This window comes from Natronohydrobacter thiooxidans (assembly GCF_001884735.1).
Classification (GTDB): domain Bacteria; phylum Pseudomonadota; class Alphaproteobacteria; order Rhodobacterales; family Rhodobacteraceae; genus Roseinatronobacter; species Roseinatronobacter thiooxidans_A.
Genome location: NZ_MJAP01000034.1, coordinates 252,333 through 272,044 on the forward strand (window position 1 = coordinate 252,333; position 19,712 = coordinate 272,044).

At 63.4% G+C, this 19,712-nt stretch carries 18 protein-coding genes; 16 read left to right on the plus strand and 2 right to left on the minus strand.

The window, feature by feature from the left end; genetic code table 11:
- Positions 1-7: 7 nt before the first annotated feature.
- From pstA to BG457_RS15920, 9 genes are all read left to right on the plus strand, one after another.
- A complete protein-coding gene (pstA, locus tag BG457_RS15880) occupies positions 8-1,756 on the plus strand; it encodes a phosphate ABC transporter permease PstA (protein ID WP_084657678.1) in 1,749 nt (582 codons plus the stop codon).
- A 9-nt stretch (positions 1,757-1,765) separates the two neighbouring features.
- Positions 1,766-2,575, plus strand: coding sequence for a phosphate ABC transporter ATP-binding protein PstB (pstB, locus tag BG457_RS15885; protein WP_071798427.1), 810 nt, complete (start codon positions 1,766-1,768; stop codon positions 2,573-2,575).
- Positions 2,576-2,800: 225 nt separating this feature from the next.
- On the plus strand, positions 2,801-3,952 hold the full coding sequence (locus BG457_RS15890; protein ID WP_071798429.1) for a rhamnan synthesis F family protein: 1,152 nt from the start codon (positions 2,801-2,803) through the stop codon (positions 3,950-3,952).
- 127 nt (positions 3,953-4,079) lie between these two features.
- Positions 4,080-5,231 carry an ABC transporter permease gene (locus BG457_RS15895; protein WP_071798431.1) on the plus strand — a complete coding sequence of 384 codons (1,152 nt, stop codon included), beginning with the start codon at positions 4,080-4,082 and terminating at the stop codon, positions 5,229-5,231.
- A gap of 4 nt (positions 5,232-5,235) precedes the next feature.
- Entirely contained in the window at positions 5,236-6,012 is a 777-nt protein-coding gene (locus BG457_RS15900; protein ID WP_071798433.1) for an ABC transporter ATP-binding protein, read from the plus strand.
- Between the two features lie 3 nt (positions 6,013-6,015).
- Positions 6,016-7,728, plus strand: coding sequence for an MlaD family protein (locus tag BG457_RS15905; protein ID WP_071798436.1), 1,713 nt, complete (start codon positions 6,016-6,018; stop codon positions 7,726-7,728).
- Complete coding sequence (locus BG457_RS15910; RefSeq protein WP_071798438.1) at positions 7,725-8,363, plus strand: ABC-type transport auxiliary lipoprotein family protein; 639 nt, start codon at positions 7,725-7,727, stop codon at positions 8,361-8,363. The genes BG457_RS15905 and BG457_RS15910 overlap by 4 nt, the downstream gene beginning before the upstream one ends.
- Before the next feature lie 51 nt (positions 8,364-8,414).
- Positions 8,415-8,993 (plus strand): YqaA family protein, encoded by a 579-nt coding sequence (locus tag BG457_RS15915; RefSeq protein ID WP_071798439.1) that lies wholly within the window; start codon positions 8,415-8,417, stop codon positions 8,991-8,993.
- Positions 8,993-9,448 (plus strand): disulfide bond formation protein B, encoded by a 456-nt coding sequence (locus BG457_RS15920; RefSeq protein WP_071798441.1) that lies wholly within the window; start codon positions 8,993-8,995, stop codon positions 9,446-9,448. Before BG457_RS15915 ends, BG457_RS15920 begins: the two co-directional genes overlap by 1 nt.
- Here BG457_RS15920 and BG457_RS15925 read toward each other — a convergent pair.
- Complete coding sequence (locus BG457_RS15925; RefSeq protein WP_071798443.1) at positions 9,445-9,744, minus strand: usg protein; 300 nt, start codon at positions 9,742-9,744, stop codon at positions 9,445-9,447. The two genes, BG457_RS15920 and BG457_RS15925, sit on opposite strands and share 4 nt — an antisense overlap.
- 194 nt (positions 9,745-9,938) lie before the next feature.
- Here BG457_RS15925 and gyrA point away from each other — a divergent pair, with 194 nt between their 5' ends.
- Together gyrA and BG457_RS15935 are read left to right on the plus strand one after the other, a co-directional pair.
- A complete protein-coding gene (gene gyrA / locus BG457_RS15930) occupies positions 9,939-12,674 on the plus strand; it encodes a DNA gyrase subunit A (protein WP_071798445.1) in 2,736 nt (911 codons plus the stop codon).
- A complete protein-coding gene (locus tag BG457_RS15935) occupies positions 12,671-13,012 on the plus strand; it encodes a hypothetical protein (RefSeq protein ID WP_071798447.1) in 342 nt (113 codons plus the stop codon). Before gyrA ends, BG457_RS15935 begins: the two co-directional genes overlap by 4 nt.
- A gap of 215 nt (positions 13,013-13,227) precedes the next feature.
- On the opposite strand, the gene BG457_RS15940 is transcribed toward BG457_RS15935, so the two are convergent.
- Positions 13,228-14,139: a LysR family transcriptional regulator gene (locus tag BG457_RS15940; RefSeq protein WP_071798449.1), complete on the minus strand. Its 912-nt coding sequence runs from the start codon at positions 14,137-14,139 to the stop codon at positions 13,228-13,230.
- Between the two features lie 136 nt (positions 14,140-14,275).
- Here BG457_RS15940 and BG457_RS15945 point away from each other — a divergent pair, with 136 nt between their 5' ends.
- The 5 genes from BG457_RS15945 to BG457_RS15965 are packed head-to-tail and all read left to right on the plus strand — an operon-like array spanning position 14,276 to position 19,695.
- Positions 14,276-15,250, plus strand: a complete 975-nt coding sequence (locus BG457_RS15945) for an ABC transporter permease (RefSeq protein WP_342715524.1) — start codon at positions 14,276-14,278, stop codon at positions 15,248-15,250.
- A complete protein-coding gene (locus BG457_RS15950; RefSeq protein ID WP_084657680.1) occupies positions 15,247-16,179 on the plus strand; it encodes an ABC transporter permease in 933 nt (310 codons plus the stop codon). Before BG457_RS15945 ends, BG457_RS15950 begins: the two co-directional genes overlap by 4 nt.
- Positions 16,176-17,147: an ABC transporter ATP-binding protein gene (locus BG457_RS15955; protein WP_071798453.1), complete on the plus strand. Its 972-nt coding sequence runs from the start codon at positions 16,176-16,178 to the stop codon at positions 17,145-17,147. Before BG457_RS15950 ends, BG457_RS15955 begins: the two co-directional genes overlap by 4 nt.
- Positions 17,144-18,124 (plus strand): ABC transporter ATP-binding protein, encoded by a 981-nt coding sequence (locus tag BG457_RS15960; RefSeq protein WP_071798455.1) that lies wholly within the window; start codon positions 17,144-17,146, stop codon positions 18,122-18,124. The genes BG457_RS15955 and BG457_RS15960 overlap by 4 nt, the downstream gene beginning before the upstream one ends.
- A 17-nt stretch (positions 18,125-18,141) precedes the next feature.
- On the plus strand, positions 18,142-19,695 hold the full coding sequence (locus BG457_RS15965) for an ABC transporter substrate-binding protein (RefSeq protein ID WP_071799237.1): 1,554 nt from the start codon (positions 18,142-18,144) through the stop codon (positions 19,693-19,695).
- Positions 19,696-19,712: the final 17 nt, after the last annotated feature.

Here is a 19,712-nt window from a genome sequence, read left to right on the forward strand (position 1 = left end):
AACCGATATGACCAGCTTGAACGAACAACTTCCGCCCGCATCCGGTGCTGCAGGTGCGGCTGGCGTGGCCGCGCGAGAGGCGGTCGCCCCGCGCGGGCGGCGGCGCTATTCGGCGGATCTCTCCGCGCTTGGGGAACCCGCGCTCTGGGGTTTCGGGGGCGCGCTTGCGCTCGGGATCATCATGATCGCGCTTTTTCTGATGGTGGTGCTCTATAACGGGGCCACGACATTCTGGCCGAAACCCATCGAGCGCGTGGAGCTGACCGATGGTACGGTGCTTGCGGGTGTCGAGCGGCGCGGCACGATCTTCCGCCCCGATCTGGCCCGACTGGAGCCGGAGGTGCGCGAGACGGTTCAGGAGAATGACGGTTTCGCCTATCGCACGCTCTATCAGACTGCGAATTTCGACCTTTACGGCGATGATTTCCGCTGGGTGGCGGATTTCGAGATCGCCGATGTGACCCGGCCCGCCGAGTTCTACTATTTCGAGCGGCAGGTCTGGGGGGTGTTCGTCGGCCGGATTGCCGGGATGCAGGTCAATGGCGTCGCGATGGAGTATGACCCGGCGGTGTTCCGCCGCGAACAGGCCGCCGCGCGCGAGCGGTTCCGCGAGATCCGCAGGCTGGAGCGCAATGATATCGGGCGCATCAACAATCTGATCGAGCGCGAAAGGCTGAACCAGCGCCGCGCCATCCTGCGCCAGGGCGAGGAAGCTGCAGCGCCCACGATTGCACAGTCACAGGAACGTATCGCGGAATTGCAGGCCGAGTTTCAGGTGCTTCAGGCGCGCGTCAACGAGATCCGGGCGCTGGACCGCGGGTTTCGCGTAACATTGGAAGAGGTCGGCGGGCGTCAGATCGAGCCGGAGATGAGCCAGATCGTGCGCTATTTCGCGGCGAATGACCTGAGCTGGGCGCAGAAACTCGGGATTTACGTCTCCCGTTGGGGCGAGTTCGTCTCGGCAGAACCGCGTGAGGCCAATACGCAAGGCGGTGTGCTGCCCGCGATCTTTGGCACGGTCGCCATGACGCTTCTGATGGTGATCTTCGTGGCGCCCTTCGGTGTGATCACCGCGCTCTATCTGCGTGAATATGCCAAACAGGGGCGGATCACCTCGATTGTTCGTATTTCCGTCAACAATCTGGCCGGTGTGCCCAGTATTGTTTACGGTGTCTTTGGTCTGGGCTTTTTCGCCTATACGATGGGCGGCACGATCGACCAGTTGTTCTATCCTGAGAACCTGCCCAACCCGACCTTCGGCAAGGGCGGGATCCTCTGGGCCTCGCTGACGCTGGCGCTGTTGACGGTGCCCGTGGTGATTGTCGCCACTGAAGAGGCGCTGGCCGCCGTGCCGCGCTCGATGCGCGAAGGCTCGCTCGCCTGTGGTGCCTCGAAATGGCAGACCATCCGCTATGTCGTGCTGCCCAAGGCCCTGCCGGGGATCATGACCGGCATGATCCTGGCGATGGCGCGCGGGGCGGGCGAGGTGGCGCCGCTGATGCTGGTGGGGGTCGTGAAACTGGCACCCGCCCTGCCCATCGACGGCTTCTACCCCTTCATCCATCTGGACCGCAGCTTCATGCATCTGGGCTTCCACATCTTCGACGTGGGCTTCCAGTCGCGCAATTCGGAAGCGGGCAAGCCCATGGTCTTTGTGACCACGCTGCTGTTGCTGACGCTTATCGTGATCATGAACGCCACCGCCATCATCGTCCGCAACCGCCTGAAGCGCAAATACGCCACTGGCCAGTTCTGAGATAGACCCATGCAAGACACACTAGAGTTCGAGCCGACCGCCTATCACTTCAAGACATCCGACGAGGGCACGGCGCTGGATATCCGCGATTTCAACCTGTGGTATGGCCAGAAACAGGCGCTGTTCGACAATAATCTGGAGATCCAGAAAGGGCAGGTGACAGCCCTGATCGGCCCCTCGGGATGCGGAAAATCCACGCTGCTGCGCTGTCTGAACCGGATGAATGATCTGGTCGATGATCTGCGGATTGAAGGGCGGATCACGGTGGATGGTTTCGACATCTATGCCAAGGGCGTCGATGTGATCGCGTTGCGCAAGCGCATGGGGATGGTGTTCCAGAAGCCCAACCCGTTTGCCATGTCGATCTATGACAACATCACCTATCCGCTGCGCGTGGACGGGGTGACAAAGAAATCCATTCTGGATGAAACGGTCGAGCGGGCGCTGCAACAGGCGGCGCTGTGGAAAGAGGTCAAAGACCGGCTGAATGACAGCGCATTGGGTCTGTCGGGCGGGCAACAGCAGCGTCTGTGCATCGCGCGGGCCGTGGCCTCGGACCCGGAAGTGTTGCTGATGGATGAGCCCTGTTCGGCGCTGGACCCGATTGCCACCGCGCGGATCGAGGAACTCATAGAAGAGCTGAAAGGCACCTATTCGATTGTCATCGTGACCCATTCGATGGCGCAGGCCGCGCGTGTGTCGGACAATACCGCCTTCATGTATCTGGGGCGTCTGATCGAATATGGCGATACCGACACGATCTTTACCAACCCGCAGAAATCGCGCACCAATGATTATGTGACGGGGCGTTTCGGGTAAGGGAACCCTCGGGGTCTCAAGCGCAGGATCAGCGGCCCTTCGCGGGGCCGCAGATGGCGTTCCGGTACCGGGCCTGCGCGGGCCGCGCGGCTGTCCCTGATTGGTCACGCTTGGGCCGCTGCAGCGGCGAACGGGCAGGGTCAGCTTGATCTGCCCGGGGCGCTCTGTCACTGTCAGTTCAGTCAAGCGCGTGTCGGTGCAGGGATTGCAGGGAGAAGAATGTCCATGGGGGCCCTGAAGGACCGGCTGAAGCGATCACTGGCCTGGCGTTTGTCAGAGACGCGCCGCCATCTCGATGACCTGACAGGCCGCATCCGCTATGCTGTGCAGCGCCAGACGGGGGCATTGCAGGTGACGGACGGGGCTGTGCAGATGTCAGAGCGTCTGGCCGTCTATGCGCTTTATCCGCAGCAGGGGATTCGGGACAGCCATATCCATGCGCTGCGTGCGCTCTATGATTGTGGCTACACGACCGTCGCGGTCTCGAACCTGCCGCTGACAGAGCAGGATCGCGCCCGGCTGGCACCGCTTTTATGGAAGCTGATCGAGCGGCCGAATTTCGGCTATGATTTCGGTGCCTATCGCGAAGGGATCCGGGCCGTGACCCCGCATCTGGCAGGGGTGCAGCGGCTGGTGCTGATGAACGATTCGGTCTGGTTTCCCTTGCCCGGCGGGGCGGACTGGCCCTTGCAGGCCGAGGGGCTGGGCGTGGATGTCGCAGGCGCGGTGTCGAATTACGGGGTGGCCATGCCCGAGGCGCTGGCGCTGGACGGGTTTCAGTGGCGCTATGATCCGGGTCTGCCCCAGTTTCACTACTGTTCCTTCGCGCTCTCTTTCGGCCCAGTGGCGGTGCAGCATCCCGCATTCACGCGGTTCTGGCGCAGGATTCGTCTGACGGACAGCAAATTCCACACGGTGTTGCGCGGCGAGGTTGCACTGTCGCGGGCCCTGATCGGGGCAGGGCTCAGCCATGCGGAAACCTTGCGGATCAAGGATCTTGATACGCGGCTGGCGGCGCTCTCGACCGCTGATCTGCATCGCTTCGTCGCCGAACTGGCGATTCCCGAGGATCCGCGGCTGGAGGCCCTGCGCCAGCGTGTCCTTGCAGATCCGGAAGGGCCGGGGCAGCGGGTGCGGCTCTATTCAGCGGCGCTCGGGATTGTCGCGCTGACCGGACCGGCCTATGCGATGCCCGCCTATGCCCATGAGGTGCTGGGCCATCCCTTTCTGAAGAAATCGCCCCTGCGCCTGTCGCGCCCTGCGGCCGAGGCCACGCTGCGCCTGTCGCGGCGATTGCCGGGAACGGTCGGGGCCGCGATCCATGCCGAGGCGCTGGAGCTTGCGCGCGCGCGTTTCGGCGAGGGGATCGGAAGCTGACCCCTGCCGCGCCGCGCGCGCCGGGCGGATGTGTCACAGCTGCCGCAGAGTGAAAGAATACGCGCCGGTGCTGGCCTGAGGGGCGGCTGCTCTATATAGATCGGCAACGAGTATGGGAAACAGTGACATGGTTCAGATACTGCCTGACACCGCTCCGGCGAGCCGCGCCCCCGCGCGCGCGCGCATCGAGGCTGTGGGCGCGGGGGCGCATGCCCTCTCCGGTGTTCTGGATCTGCGCAGCCTGCCTGCGATCCTGCCGCAGCTGGAGGCACTGGAGGGGCGCGATGTGCAGATCGACCTGTCCGGGCTGGAGAAGATCGACACGGCCGGGGCCTATGCCCTGATCCGCCTGCGCGCGCGCTTGCAGGAACAGGGCGCGGGGCTGTCGCTGTCAGGGGTGCAGCCCGATCATCAGGCGCTGATCGAGCGTGTGGCGCAATCGCTGCCCAAACCCGAAACCGAAACAGCGGCCCCGCGCAATCTGATGGCGCTCTTTGACACTCTGGGCCGCAAGGTTGTCGATTTGCTGCGGTTTCTGGGCGATCTGCATGCGATGCTCGGGCTGTTTCTGGCGCGGCTGGTCTATGTGATCCGGCACCCGACGGAATTTCGCCTTACCGCGCTCATTCATCATTGCGATCAGGTCGGGCTGAAAGCCGTGCCCATCGTGGCGCTGATGGGCTTTCTGATCGGGGTGGTTCTGGCCTTTCAGGGCTCGGTGCAGTTGCGCCAGTTCGGGGCCGAGATTTTCGTGGTGGATCTGATCGCCATTTCGATCCTGCGCGAATTGGGGATCCTGCTGACGGCGATCATCGTCGCGGGGCGCACGGCGTCAAGCTACACTGCCGCCATCGGTTCAATGAAGATGCGCGAAGAGATCGATGCCATGCGTACGCTGGCGATTGACCCGGCGCTGGCGCTCTTTGTGCCGCGCATACTGGCGCTGCTGATCGTGCTGCCGATCCTTGGCATGCTCGCCAATCTGACCGGCCTGATCGGCGGAGCGATGATGGCCTGGATCGAGCTGGGTATTTCTCCGGGGATGTTCATGGCGCGCCTTCTGGATGACACCAGCCTTGACCATGTGATCGTGGGTTTCGTGAAAGCCCCGGTCTTCGCGCTGATCATCGGGGTGATCGGCTGTCATGCGGGTATGCAGGTTGGCGGCAATGCCGAAAGCCTTGGCGCGCAGACCTCCAGCGCTGTGGTGCGGGCCATTTTCATGGTGATCGTGGCCGATGCGCTGTTCTCGGTCTTTTTCGCGCTGTTGGGGATCTGAGATCATGCCGGAGACCGTCATCGAGTTGCGCGGGATCGTCAACCAGTTCGGGCAGCACCGGGTGCATGACAATCTGGATCTGGACGTTTATCGCGGCGAAGTTCTGGGCGTGGTCGGCGGCTCTGGCACCGGCAAATCGGTGCTGTTGCGCTGCATCGCCGGTTTGCGCCCGCCGCAGGGGGGCAGCGTCCGCATTTTCGGACAGGATGCGCTGAACTGCTCCGAGGCCGAACGCCGCGCCATCGACATGCGCATGGGGGTGATGTTTCAGGACGGGGCGTTGTTTTCCTCGCTGACCGTGCGCGAGAATGTCGAAGTGCCGATGCGCAACCTGCCCGGGCTGGATGCGGGGTTGCGGCGCGAACTGGCGGATCTGAAGATCGCCATGTCGGGCCTGCCCTACAAGGCGGGGGACAATTACCCGTCCGAGCTTTCGGGGGGGATGCGCAAGCGGGCAGGGCTGGCGCGCGCGCTGGCGCTTGACCCTGAAATCGTTTTTCTGGACGAGCCGACAGCGGGTCTCGACCCGATCGGGGCTGCGGCTTTTGATGAATTGATCAAGGCGCTTTCGGAAACTCTGGGCCTGACCGTGTTTCTTGTCACACATGATCTTGATACGCTGCATGCCACCTGTGACCGGATTGCCGTACTCGCGGAAAAACGGGTCATGTACACTGGAACCATGGCCGATATGCTGCATATCGAACATCCGTGGGTGCATGAGTATTTCCATGGGCCGCGTGCGCGGGCGGCGGTGGAGACATTGGAAAGGAATGCCTGACGCATGGAAACCAAGGCCAATTACACGCTGATCGGGATCTTCGCGGCGCTGGGCTTTCTGGGCGTGCTGGGCTTCTTTCTGGCTTTCGGCAAGTTCCAGCTTGATCGCCAGTTCGCCTATTACGAGGTGCGCTTCGACTCGGTCTCGGGCCTGTCGCGCGCCGCTGATGTGCGCTTCGCCGGGCTTCTGGTCGGGCAGGTGACGGATGTGCGGCTGGCGCCCGAAGGCGACGGCACGGTGCTGGTGCGGCTGGAAGTCGATCGCGCAACGCCGGTGCGCGCGGATTCGGTGGCGACTGTGGACAGTTCGGGCATTACCGGCGTGTCTTTCGTGGCAATTTCCTCGGGCTCGACCGATATGCCGCTGATCAATGACCGTACGGACACACCGCGACTGGAGGCGGGGCGCTCGACCATCGCCTCGCTGACCGAAGGTGCGCCGCGCGTGCTGGATGAAACCCTGCGCGTGCTCGAACAGGTCAATCAGCTTCTTGGCGATGAGAATCAGGGCAGGGTCGCGCGCATTCTGGAGAATGTCGAGCAATCCACCGGTGAGGTGTCGCGGGCGCTGGACAATTTCGCGGGCTTTACCGACACGATTGCTGCTGCGACCGAAACCTTTTCCGAGTTCAGCGACAATCTGACCCCGATCCTGTTGCAGGCCGAAAAGACCGTCGAGAGCCTGCAATTCGCCATCGACGAATTCGCGCTTCTGGCGACCGAGTCGCGCATCACCTTCGAGACCGGGACCACGACCCTGCAGACAGTGGATGATTTCGTGGCGCAGGACATGACCGAGATGGTCGCGCAACTGCGCGCGGCTGCCGATCAGGTGGGCGCCGAGATCACCGAATTGTCGCGCGAGGCGCAGGTGACATTCGCGGAATTTGCCCGCACCGGCGCCGCCGCCACGCAGCGGATCGAGGCGCTGGATCCCGCGCTTGCGCGGATCGAGCCGCTGCTGGCGCGGGCCGATACCGCGCTGGAGGCGCTGGAAGCGATGTCGCGCAATGTCGATGCGCTGGTCACGGGTGACGGTGCGCTTCTGGTGGCAGAAGCGCGCGAAATGGTGCAGGCGGCAACCGCAGCCACGCGCAATATCGCGGAAGTGGCCGAAAGCGATCTGCCTGCGATCATGACGGATGTGCGTCTGGCAACCGCCGATATCCGCCGCGTCGTGGCCACGGTCGGGGCCGATCTGGAACAGGTCTCGGGGCGGATCGAGGCGCTCTCTGACAGTGGGGTCAGGACGCTGGATCAGGTGACAGAGACTTTCGCCAATGCCAATGCGACGCTGGCCGCGATCAACCGTGCGCTTGCCACCAGCGAAGGCGCCATTCAGGCCGCCGAGCGCGCCTTTGTCGGGGCGGACCGGGTGATCAATGAAGAGATCGGCCAGATCACCGAAGATCTGCGCGATGTGCTGGGTCGGCTGGGCCGCGCCGTGGATTCGGTTTCCGCCGATATTCCCGAAGTGACCGCCGATCTGCGCCGCACAGCCGAGACTGCTGCGCGCGCCTTTGACGATCTGGGCCGGATGGTGCGCGACAGTTCCGGGCCGGTGCGCGACTTCACCACCACCGGCCTGCCCAATATCACGCAGCTTGCGCGCGAGACCCGTGGGCTGATCACCAATCTTGACCGCCTGACGCGCCAGATCGAACGGAACCCGGCGCAGTTTCTTCTCAATCGTCAGACACCGGAGTTCAGAAGATGACATTTCCCAGACGCGATTTCCTGATGGGCGCGGGGGCGCTGTCACTTCTGTCGGGTTGCGGCGCGCTTTCGGCGATCAGCGATGCAACCACGCCGCTCGATGCTTATGAGCTGCGCGCGCCCGATCTGCCGCAGGCCGGGCGCTCGCTCGCGCGGTCCCTGAGCATCGAGCCCCCCACGACCTCGGGTGCGCTGGATATCGACCGGATCCTGATCAAGCCCAATGCGCTGCAATCGCTCTATCTGCCCGGCGCGCGCTGGTCGGACAAGGCGCCGCTGATGTATCAGACCGTGATCCTGCGCGCCTTTGAGGATACCGGCGCGCTGGCCTATGTCGGGCGCAGGCCGCTGGGCGGGACGGGCGATTTCGCGCTGATCTCCGAGATCACCGATTTTCAGGCGGAACTGTCGGCGGATGGCAACTCGGTCAGCACCCGCATCCGGCTGGTCGCCCGCATGGTGCGCGAGGCCGATGCCCGCGTGTTGTCGCGGCGGAGTTTTCAGGCGGTGGCGCCTGCGGCCTCGACCGAGGCGCTGGATGTGGTCCAGGCATTCAACATCGCCTCTGACGCCGTGCTGAACGATCTGGTGCGCTGGGGGCTGGAGGTGATCGGTCTGCGCCTGCCTGCGGTGTGACGGGCCGCGCGGGCGTATGAGTATTTCGGGCAAGATGAAAGCGAAACGGCTGTGATCCGCGCCCTCTATGACTGGACCCTGTCGCTGGCGCGGCATCCGCACGCGCTCTGGGCGCTGGCTTTTGTGGCTTTCATCGAAAGCTCGGTCTTTCCGATCCCGCCCGATGTGCTGATGGTTGCGATGATCGTGGCGCGCCCCTCACGGGCCTTTATGATCGCCGGGGTTGCGACTCTGGCCTCCGTTGCGGGGGGACTCTTGGGCTACTGGATCGGCTATGGCGCGTTCGAGGCGGTGGGGCGGCCGGTGCTGGAGTTTTACGGCAAGGACGCCTATTTCGCCGAGTTTCAGCAGCGCTACAATGAATGGGGCGCATGGGCCGTGCTGATCGCGGGTGTGACACCATTTCCCTACAAGGTCATCACCATTCTGTCGGGCGTCACCGGGCTGTCGCTGGGGGTGTTTCTGGTGGCCTCGGTGATTGCGCGGGCGCTGCGGTTTTTCGTCGTCGCGGCGCTGCTGTGGAAATTCGGCGCACCGATTCGTGATTTCATCGAAGCCCGTCTGGGGCTTGTCTTTTCCGTGCTGATGGCGCTCCTGTTGGGCGGGTTTCTGGCGATAAGGGTTCTGTGATGCGCAGACAGGTGCAGCTTCTGGCTTTGGCGGGCTCGGCGGGGCTTTTGCTGGGGGCGCTTGCGTTTCAGTATATCGGGGGGATGGCGCCCTGTGCGCTCTGCATCTGGCAGCGCTGGCCGCATCTCGTAGCGCTGCTGGGGGCAGGCGGGCTGGTCATCGCCAACCCGGTTTTCGCGCTGACGGGGGCATTGGGGGCCGCGACATCGGGCGGGATCGGCGTCTATCACACTGGCGTCGAGCGCGGCTGGTGGCCGGGGCCGTCCTCATGCAGCGCCGGGGGCGATCTGTCGCGACTGACACCCGAAGAATTGCTGGCGCAGATCATGGCGGCGCCGGTCGTGCGCTGCGACGAGGTGCCCTGGGAGATGCTGGGCCTGTCCATGGCCAGCTGGAACGCCGTCGCATCCTTCGGCATCGCGGGGCTGTGGCTGGTCAGCCTGAAACTACGTTAATGCAGGCGCAGATCTCGTCTGCTGAATTTGCCGACCTCGAATTCGCCCACGACATGGCGCCATTCGCTGGGCGCAAGTTGCTTGCGATGGGTGAAGCGCACTGAATGCAGCGGCCCGTCGATACTCTCCTGCCAGAATTCGATGAATTCGAACAGGCGTGGGTAATCCGGGGCCAGATCATACTCCTGCCAGACGAAACTGTTCAGGACATGAATGTGATCGGGCATGCGGTAGATCATTTCGGCGGTGGTCAGGCCATAGCCCTTGAGCAGTAGTTCAACCGTGCGTGTTTCCATATGATACCTCTTTTCGCCCCTCCGTGACTCGAATCTTGCCAGAGAAAAGATAATAATCAATGAAAACATATTGTTATCACTGCCCTGTGATGGCTGCCAAAGGAAAGCATTGCGGGGCATTGCACCCTATATCGTGCATCTGATAGAGTGCGCCCAACCATATCTAGAGTATGTGACAGAGCTGCGAGGATGACGTGAGCGATAGCCCGGAAACCCCTGAAAACATGGACGAAACCCCGCCAGCCCACCCCTCGGGCCCGTCGGTCTCCATCACGCAGGAAATGCGCAGCTCGTACCTTGATTATGCGATGAGCGTGATCGTCAGCCGCGCGATCCCGGATCTGCGCGACGGCTTGAAGCCTGTGCATCGGCGTATTCTTTATGCAATGCATGAATCCGGCAACACCCATGACAAGCCCTATCGCAAATCCGCGCGTGCCGTGGGCGATGTGATGGGCAAATACCACCCGCATGGCGATTCAGCGATCTATGACGCGCTGGTGCGCATGGCGCAGCCGTTTTCGATGTCGCTGAAACTGCTGGACGGGCAGGGCAATTTTGGCTCGATGGATGGCGATAACGCGGCTGCAATGCGCTATACCGAAGTGCGCATGGACAAGGCCGCGAGTTTCCTCCTGGCCGATATCGACAAGAACACGGTCGATTTTCAGGACAATTATGACGGGCGCGATCGCGAACCCACGGTGCTGCCTGCGCGTTTCCCGAATATGCTGGTCAATGGCGCGGGCGGGATTGCGGTCGGCATGGCCACCAATATCCCGCCGCATAATCTGGGCGAGGTGATCGACGCGACGCTCGCGCTGATTGAGAACCCCGATCTGACCAGTTCGGATCTGATGGAATTCGTGCCCGCGCCCGATTTCCCGACCGGCGGGCTGATCCTTGGTCGTTCCGGCGCGCGCAAAGCCTATCTTGAGGGGCGCGGCTCGGTGCTGATCCGGGCAAAAACCCATGTCGAGGAGATCCGCAAGGACCGTTTCGCCATCATCGTCGATGAGATCCCCTATCAGGTGAACAAATCGACCATGGTCGAGAAGATCGCCGATGCGGTGCGCGAGAAGAAGATCGAGGGCATTGCCTCGGTCGCCGATGAATCCGATCGCGTGGGCGTGCGGGTCGTGGTGGAACTGAAACGCGACGCGACGCCCGATGTGGTGCTGAACCAGTTGTTCCGCTTCACGCCGATGCAGACCTCTTTCGGCTGCAACATGCTGGCGCTGAATGGTGGGCGGCCCGAACAACTGACGCTCCGCGATTTCCTGACAGCCTTTGTGGGCTTCCGCGAGGAAGTGGTGACGCGGCGCACGGCGTTCGAGTTGAACAAGGCGCGTGAGCGGTCCCATGTTCTCTGCGGGCTGGCGGTCGCGGTGTCGAATGTCGATGAAGTGGTGGCCACGATCCGGGCCTCGGCTGACCCGGCAGAGGCGCGCGAGAAGCTGATGACCCGGCGCTGGCCTGCGGCGGATATCGCGGCCTATATCCGGTTGATCGACGATCCCAGCCACACGATGAACGAGGATGGCACCTATAACCTGTCGGAAGTGCAGGCCCGTGCAATCCTTGAACTGCGCCTGCAGCGCCTGACCGCAATGGGCGTGAAGGAAGTCACCGACGAGCTGGAAGCGCTTGCTGCCAAGATCAAGGATTATCTCGATATCCTGCGCTCGCGGGCGCGGGTGATGGAGATCATCTCGACCGAACTGGCGGAAGTGCGCGACTTGTTCGCGGTGCCGCGCCGGACCGAGATTGTCGATTGGGCCGGTGATCTGGATGACGAGGATCTGATCGAGCGCGAGGATATGGTCGTCACGATCACCTCGGGCGGCTATATCAAGCGCACGCCGCTGGTCGAGTTCCGCGCGCAGCGGCGTGGCGGCAAGGGGCTGTCCGGGATGGCCACCAAGGATGATGATGTCGTCACCACGCTATTCGTGGCCAATACCCATACGCAGCTTCTGTTCTTCACCACCGATGGCATGGTCTACAAGCTCAAGACCTGGCGCCTGCCGCTGGCCGGGCGCAATGCGCGGGGCAAGGCGATGGTGAATATCCTGCCGATTGCCACCGGGGTCAGTATTGCGGCCATTATGCCGGTCGAGCGGCCAGAGGAAGAATGGGAAAACCTGCAGATCGTTTTCGCGACCTCGCAGGGCGATGTCCGGCGCAATGCGCTGTCGGATTTCACCAATGTCATGCGCAATGGCAAGATCGCCATGAAGCTGCCCGAAGGGGTGACGCTGGTGAATGCACGCATCTGCGACGAAAATGACGATGTGATGCTGGTTACATCCTCGGGTCGCGCGATCCGCTTCCCCACGACCGATGTGCGCGTCTTCAAGGGCCGCGATTCGACCGGTGTGCGCGGGGTGCGTCTGGGCGAGGGGGATCGTGTGGTCTCGATGGCCGTGATCCGCCATTTCGAAACCACGCCCGAAGAGCGCGAAGCCTTTATCCGCCAGCGCCGCCTGATTGCCGGTGTGGTCGAGGATGAGGCGGAAGAGGCCGGCGATGAGGCGGTCGAGGCCGGGCAACTCTCGCCCGAGCGCTATGCCGAAATGTCTGCTGCCGAGGATTTGCTCCTGACAATCACGGCGGGGGGCTTGGGCAAGCTGACCTCCAGCCATGACTACCGCATAACCGCGCGGGGCGGGCAGGGGGTTGGCGCGACCGACAAGCAGATGCGCGGCGGTGCGCTGGTGGCGCTCTTCCCGGTCGAGATGGCCGATCAGGTGATGCTGGTCACTTCGGGCGGGCAGTCGATCCGCGTGCCGGTCGATGGCATCCGCTTCCTGCGCCGCACCGGCGGGGGCGTGAAAGTGTTCAACATGAACGGATCGGGCGAGCAGGTCGTCTCGGTCGCGCGCATTGCCGAGGCCGGAGACGAGGACGCCGCGACGGACGAGGCATGAGCGAGGCGCGTCTGCGTGCGGCCCTGGAGGGCTGCGCGCGGGCGGGGCAGCTTGTGACCTATGGCGCGCTGGCCGCCGAGATCGGGCTGGACGGGGCAGGACGGATCGCGCGGCTGACCGCGATGCTTGAAGCGCTGATGGTGGAAGATACGCAAGCAGGCCAGCCGCTGCGCGCCGCGCTGGTTCTGGGCCGGGTCTCGGGTGGGTTGCCCGCACGCGGGTTTTTCCTGAAAGCGGCCGAACTGGGCCATGATGCTAGCGACCCGGCGGCATTTCACCGCGCCCAGATCGCGGCACTGTTTTCTGCCGCGGGCAAGGCAGCTGACCCCTCCGCATGAGACTGCCCGTTCGGCGGGAAATCACCCGCCGGATCGATTTCTGATCCTGCTCTGATCGCGCAGTCGGGCAAGCGTGTTCATCAAGTACTTTCTTGACCTGCGTAAATCCGAGATCAACAGGGCGCGCGCATATCAGAAGGCCGCCCGGTCGGTGCGACCCCATGGGCGATGCAGGCCCGTCATCGCTGTCGGTGCCTGTTGTCCATGCCTGCAGGTCATCGATGATCCAGCGCATCCAGAGGCTGATCCGAGCCAAGCAATTCCTGCACCACATCACGAACATGATTTGCGAAAATCTGCATAGTCTTGGGCCGCGCGGGCCGTTGCAACCGGGCAAGCTGGAACCGGTGGCGCGGTGATTTGGCGAAGGGCACGCAGATCAGGTCCTCACCGGCTTCCGCGCGCGCCAGCAACGCATTGGCAATGGTAATCCCCAGCCCCTCGCGCACGAAGCTGCAAGCCGCGCTGACCGCCTGGGTTTCGATCATGATTTCGGGGCGGACGCGGGCGCTTTCGAATATCTGTTCGAGCTGCACACGAAAGGGGCGGTTGCGGCCCAGCAGGATCAGGCGTTCCCTGTCCAGATCCTGCGGCGTGATACTGGCCCGTCCTGCAAGCGGGTGGGTCTGTGGCATGACCACATCAGTGCCGACCTCGACCAGATCGGTCAGGTCCAGTGCCGGATGGGCGACCGGCGCCTTGACAAAGCCCAGATCCACCCGCCCCGAGGCAACCGCCCCCATGATGTCGTAATAGGACATGATCTCTGCCACCACCTTCACGCCGGGGTGGTCGCCCTGCAACCGGCGCAGGGCTGGCGCGAAGATGCGCGTCACCACCCCCGCAGGTGCCGCAAAGCGCAAGGTCACGACCGAACCCTCACTGCGCGCGCGCAGATTCTCGACTTCGGCCAGCGCGCGCTCAACGCCTGCAAGCAGCGAGACCGCGGTTTCACGCGCGCTCAGCTTGCCATTGGCCCGGATGAACAGCGTCTCGCCCGTGGCATCCTCGAACTCGGCCAGCAACCGGCTGACCGAGGGCTGCGAGATCCCCAGCGCCTGTGCGGCATCCACGGTCGATCCGGTCTGCATGACCGCCCGAAAGGCGCGCAGGTGGCGCAGCTCCATCTATTCGCCTCGCAAATACAACCCTGCCTGGAAATAATAGGATTGCAGCGAATCCCGGTCCAGTCAATCCTTGTGGCAAATCAAAACATGTGCTGGCCCGCCTCTCTGGTCCGGCATGCCATCAGGGAGATGGGTCTTGGTCTTTGTCATCCGACGTCTGCTGCAGGCGTTATTTCTGGGGCTGGTCATGTCGGCACTGGTCTTTGCCGGTATCTTTGCGGTGGGCAACCCGGTAGATATCTTGATCGACCCGGACGCCACGCAGGCCGAACGCGCACGCCTGATCGCGCAACTGGGGCTGGATCGGCCCTTTCACGAGCAGTATTTCATCTTTCTGGGCAATCTGCTGCAGGGCGATTTCGGCAATTCCTTTGTCTATAACCGTCCCGCTCTGACGCTGATTCTGGAACGGATGCCCGCCACACTGGAACTGGCCTTTGCCGCCATCGTGATCGCGGTGGTGCTGGGCATTCCGCTGGGGGTCTATGCCGGGTTGCGCCACGGAACCCCCGGCAGTCAGGCTGTGATGGCAGGCTCGATTCTGGGGTTTTCAGTGCCAAATTTCTGGCAGGCGATCATGCTGATCATGGTCTTTTCGGTCATGCTGGGCTGGTTCCCGGTCTCCGGGCGCGGCGAGGTCGGCACGTTTCTGGGGATCCGCTCCTCGCTCTTCACGCTGAACGGGCTGCATCATATCGCGCTGCCCGCGATCAATCTGGCCATCGGGCATCTGGCGCTGGTGATCCGCCTGGCGCGGTCGGGCACGCGCGAGGTGCAGGCGCAGGATTTCATCCGCTTCGCCCGCGCGAAGGGGCTGTCAGAGCCGCGCATCGTGCTGGTGCATCTCTTGCGCAACATCCTGATCCCGATTGTCACGCTGGTCGGCATGTCCTTCGGCGGGCTGATCGCATTCGCGGTCGTGACCGAGACGATCTTTGCATGGCCGGGCATGGGCAAACTGATCATCGATTCAATCCGCATGCTCGACCGCCCCGTGGTGGTGGCCTATCTCATCGTGATCGTCGTGATCTTCATCATTCTGAACCTGCTGGTGGATCTGCTGTATTCGCTGATCGACCCGCGCATCCGGCTGGACGAGGCGCGGCAATGAGCGTCACCGACACCCAGCCGCCCGCTGCCGCGCCGCTGATCCCCAGGGCGCAGCCACCCGAGCGCCCCGCGGCGCGCATCATCCGCGATTTTGCGCGCTCGCCGCTGGCGTTGTTCGGATTGGCGCTTTTGCTGGTGATTGTGCTGGCCGCGCTGCTGGCACCCTGGATCACCCCGCAAAACCCCTACGACCTGCGCAGCCTGTCGATAATGGACAGTCGCCTTGCGCCGGGCGAGGTTGGGTTCAGCGGAGTGTCCTTCTGGCTGGGCAGTGACGGGCAGGGGCGCGACATGTTCTCGGCCATCCTCTACGGCTTGCGGATCTCGCTGATGGTGGGGCTGATCGCCTGCACCTCGGCGCTTCTCATTGGCCTGACCCTGGGGCTGGTGGCGGCCTATTTCGGCGGGCGTACTGATACCGTCATCATGCGGCTGGTGGATCTGCACCTGTCCTTTCCCCCGATCCTTGTCGCGCTGATCCTCTTGGCCATCCTTGGCCGGGGCCTGGAAAACATCATCGTCGCGCTGATCATCGTGCAATGGGCTACATTCGCGCGCATGGCCCGTGCCACGGCCCTGTCGGAACGTGGCCGCGAATATGTCGAAGCCGCGCAATCGCTTGGCCTGTCGCGTATTCGCATCCTCTTCGGGCATCTCTTGCCCAACTGTCTGCCACCGCTGATGGTGCTCTACACGGTCGAGATCGCAAGCGCGATCGCGCTGGAGGCCACGCTTTCCTTCCTTGGCGTCGGTCTGCCCGCCACGCAACCCAGCCTTGGCCTGCTGATCTCGAACGGCTTCCAGTTCGTGCTCTCGGGCCAATATTGGATCAGCGTTTTCCCCGGCATTGCGCTTTTGCTGCTGATCGTCGCGATCAACCTTGTCGGCGACCGGCTGCGCGATGTGCTGAACCCGCGGAACATCACATGAGCCTGTTGCAGATCGACAATTTGCAGACGCATTTCTTTACCTCTGCCGGGGTGGTGAAAGCCGTCGATGGCGTCAGCTATGCCGTGGACCGGGGCGAGGTGCTGGCCGTGGTGGGCGAAAGCGGGTCAGGCAAATCCGTCACCGGGCTGTCGGTGATGGGGCTGATCGACGCGCCGGGGCGTGTGGTGGGTGGCGCGATCCGCTTCGACGGGCGCGAGATCGCGGGGCTGCCGAATGCCGAGATGCGCAAACTGCGCGGCGCGCGCATCGCCATGATTTTCCAGGATCCGATGATGACACTGAACCCGGTGCTGCGCATCGACACGCAGATGGTTGAAACCATCCTTGCGCATCGTGCAATGTCGAGAAGCGAAGCATGGGCGCTCTCGCGCGACACGCTGGGCCGGGTGGGCATCCCAAGCCCGGATGAACGCATGCGCGCCTATCCGCATCAGTTCTCCGGGGGTATGCGCCAGCGCGTGGCGATTGCCATCGCGCTCCTGAACAAGCCCGACCTGATCATCGCCGATGAACCGACCACAGCGCTGGACGTGACCATTCAGGCGCAGATCCTGCATCTGATGCAGGGGCTGGTCGAGGAAGAGCGCACAGCACTGGTCTGGATCACCCATGATCTGTCGGTCGTGGCCGGTTTCGCCGACCGCGTGGCGGTGATGTATGCAGGCGAGATTGTCGAAGAGGCGCGCACGGATGATCTGATCGCCGCCCCGCGCCACCCCTATACCCGCGGCCTGATTGGCTCAGTGCCCTCGCGCAACCTGCGCGGCAGACGGCTGGCGCAGATCCCCGGTGGCGCGCCGCCCGCGCTGAACCGCCCCGAGGGCTGCCGTTTCGCGCCCCGCTGCGCCTTCTGTACCGAAGGGTGCGAAAGGCCACAGGAATTGCGCGACAAGGTGCGCTGCTGGCGCGCCGCCGAGCTGCCGGAATACGCGGAGGCACTCGCATGACCGCGCTGCTGGAGATGCAGAATATCTCGAAACGCTTCGAGAAAAAGGCCGATCTGGCAATCCGCATCGCGCGGCGGCTGGGGGCGAAAGTGTCCGCGCCCATTGTGCATGCGGTCGATGATGTGACGCTGTCCATTCAACCGGGCGAGGTCGTGGGGCTGGTGGGCGAATCCGGCTGTGGCAAATCCACGCTGGGGCGCGTCGCGGCGGGCATTCATGCGCCGAGCGAAGGACAGCTTCTGTGGAACGGCAAACCCGCCACGCGCGACCCCCAGGCGCGGCTGAAAGTGCAGATGGTGTTTCAGGATCCGATGTCCTCGCTGAACCCCCGCCACCGGATCGACCGCATCATCTCGGAAGCGCCGCGATTCCACGGCCAGATCACCTGGCGCGAGGCCGATGGTTTCGCTGCCGCGATGCTGGAAAAGGTCGGCCTCGACCCCGGCTTCCGCACCCGCTATCCGCATCAGTTCTCGGGCGGGCAGCGTCAGCGCATCGCGATTGCCCGCGCGCTGGCGGTAAAGCCCGAAATCATCGTGGCCGACGAATCCGTCTCAGCGCTGGATGTGTCGGTGCAGGCGCAGGTGCTGAACCTGTTCATGGACCTGCGCGCCGAACTGGGGCTGGCCTATCTCTTCATCAGCCATGATCTGGGCGTGGTCGAGCATATCGCCGACCGTGTGGTGATCATGTATCTGGGCCGCGTGGTCGAGGCTGCGCCCACCGAGGCGCTGTTTGCCAGCCCGCTCCACCCTTATGCGCAGGCGCTGCTGGCCGAAGTGCCGCGCCTGACACGCGGCAAGCGCCGCTTCCAGCCGATCAAGGGCGAAATTCCTTCACCGCTGAACCCGCCATCGGGTTGCCATTTTCACCCCCGCTGCCCGCTGGCAGACGGGGAATGCCGCGCCACACGCCCTGCTTTGCGGCAGGTCGCGGACGGGCGCATCGTTGCCTGCCACAAGGTGGCGGGCGCATAACAGGGAGAGAGATGACCATGACCAGACTATCGCAGTTTCTTGGCGCCACTGCCATTGCCGCGCTGATGGCGGGGACGGCGGGCGCGCAATCGATCACCGCCGGGCTGGCCGCCGCGCCATCCTCGATGGACCCGCATTTCGCCTCCACCGGGCAGAACCAGCAGCTTGCGGCCGTCATGTATGACCGGCTGATCCATATCGCTCCTGATGGCAGTTTCGCGCCGGGGCTGGCCACCGAATGGAGCGTCTCGGAGGACCGGCTGACATGGACCTTCACGCTGCGCGAAGATGTCACTTTCCATGATGGCAGCCCCTTCACCGCCGCCGATGTGGTATTCACCTTCGAGCGCATCCCCGAAGTGCCCAACAGCCCCGCGCCCTTCACCCCGCGCCTTGCCGCGATTGATAGCGCCGAGGCCGTGGACGACCATACGCTGGTGATCACCACATCAAGCCCCGCGCCGGGCCTGCCCACCGATCTGTCGACGATCTACATTGTGTCGCAGAATGTGGGCGATGCGGAAAGCGCGGATTTCGACCGCTCGTCCGCCTCCATTGGCACCGGTCCCTTCCGGCAGGTCGAGTACTCGCCCGGCGAACGTCTGGTGTTGGAGCGCAACCCCGATTACTGGGGCGAGGTGCCCGATTTCGAGCGTGTGACGATCCGCTTTCTGGAAACCTCTGCCAGCCGAATCGCGTCCCTGCAGGCCGGTGAGGTCGATTTCGTCGATGCCGTGCCGCCAAATGATCTGGAGCGACTGGAAGCGACGGAGGGGGTCAGCGTGATTGCCGCGCCCTCCGCGCGCATGGTCTATATGGGCCTCGATCAGATGGAAGACACCACCGTGATGATCGACCCGGCCGTGGGCAACCCGTTCCGTGATGTGCGTGTGCGCGAAGCGCTGAGCCTTGCCATCAACCGCGAGGCGATTGTGGACCGTATCCAGTTCGGCTCGGGCCTGCCTGCCAATCAGTTCGCCCCCGAGGGCATTTTCGGCCATAATCCCGATATCCCCGCATTGGACTATGATCCGGAGCGGGCGCGGGAATTGCTGGCAGAGGCAGGCTATGGCGATGGCTGGGCGATGACCATCCACGGGCCGACCGGGCGCTATGTCAATGATGTCGATGTGTTGCTGGCGGTCGGGCAGATGTGGTCTCAGATCGGTCTTGATATCGAGGTCGAGAATGTGCCGACCAATGTCTATTTCGGGCGCGCGACGGATCGCGAGTTTTCGGCCTTCATGGTCGCGTTCGGGATCACCACGGGCGAAAGCTCGCTTGCACTGCGCAATGTGCTCGGCACCTACGATGCTGATCGTGGCTGGGGCGCGAATAACCGCTTCCGCTATTCGTCGGACGCCTTTGACGCCGCTTTGGCTGAAGCTTTCGAGGCTTTCGAGGATGATGCCCGCGAAGCCGCCCTGCAGGAAGCCGCGCGGATTGCAGCAGAAGAGCACGCGATTATTCCGATCCACTGGGAGGGCAACAACTGGGCGGTGCGCGGGGACATCACCTTCACCCCCAGCCCGGATGGCCGCTCACTGGTCACCAATCTGAGCGCGAACTGACGCCCATGTCCGTGGCC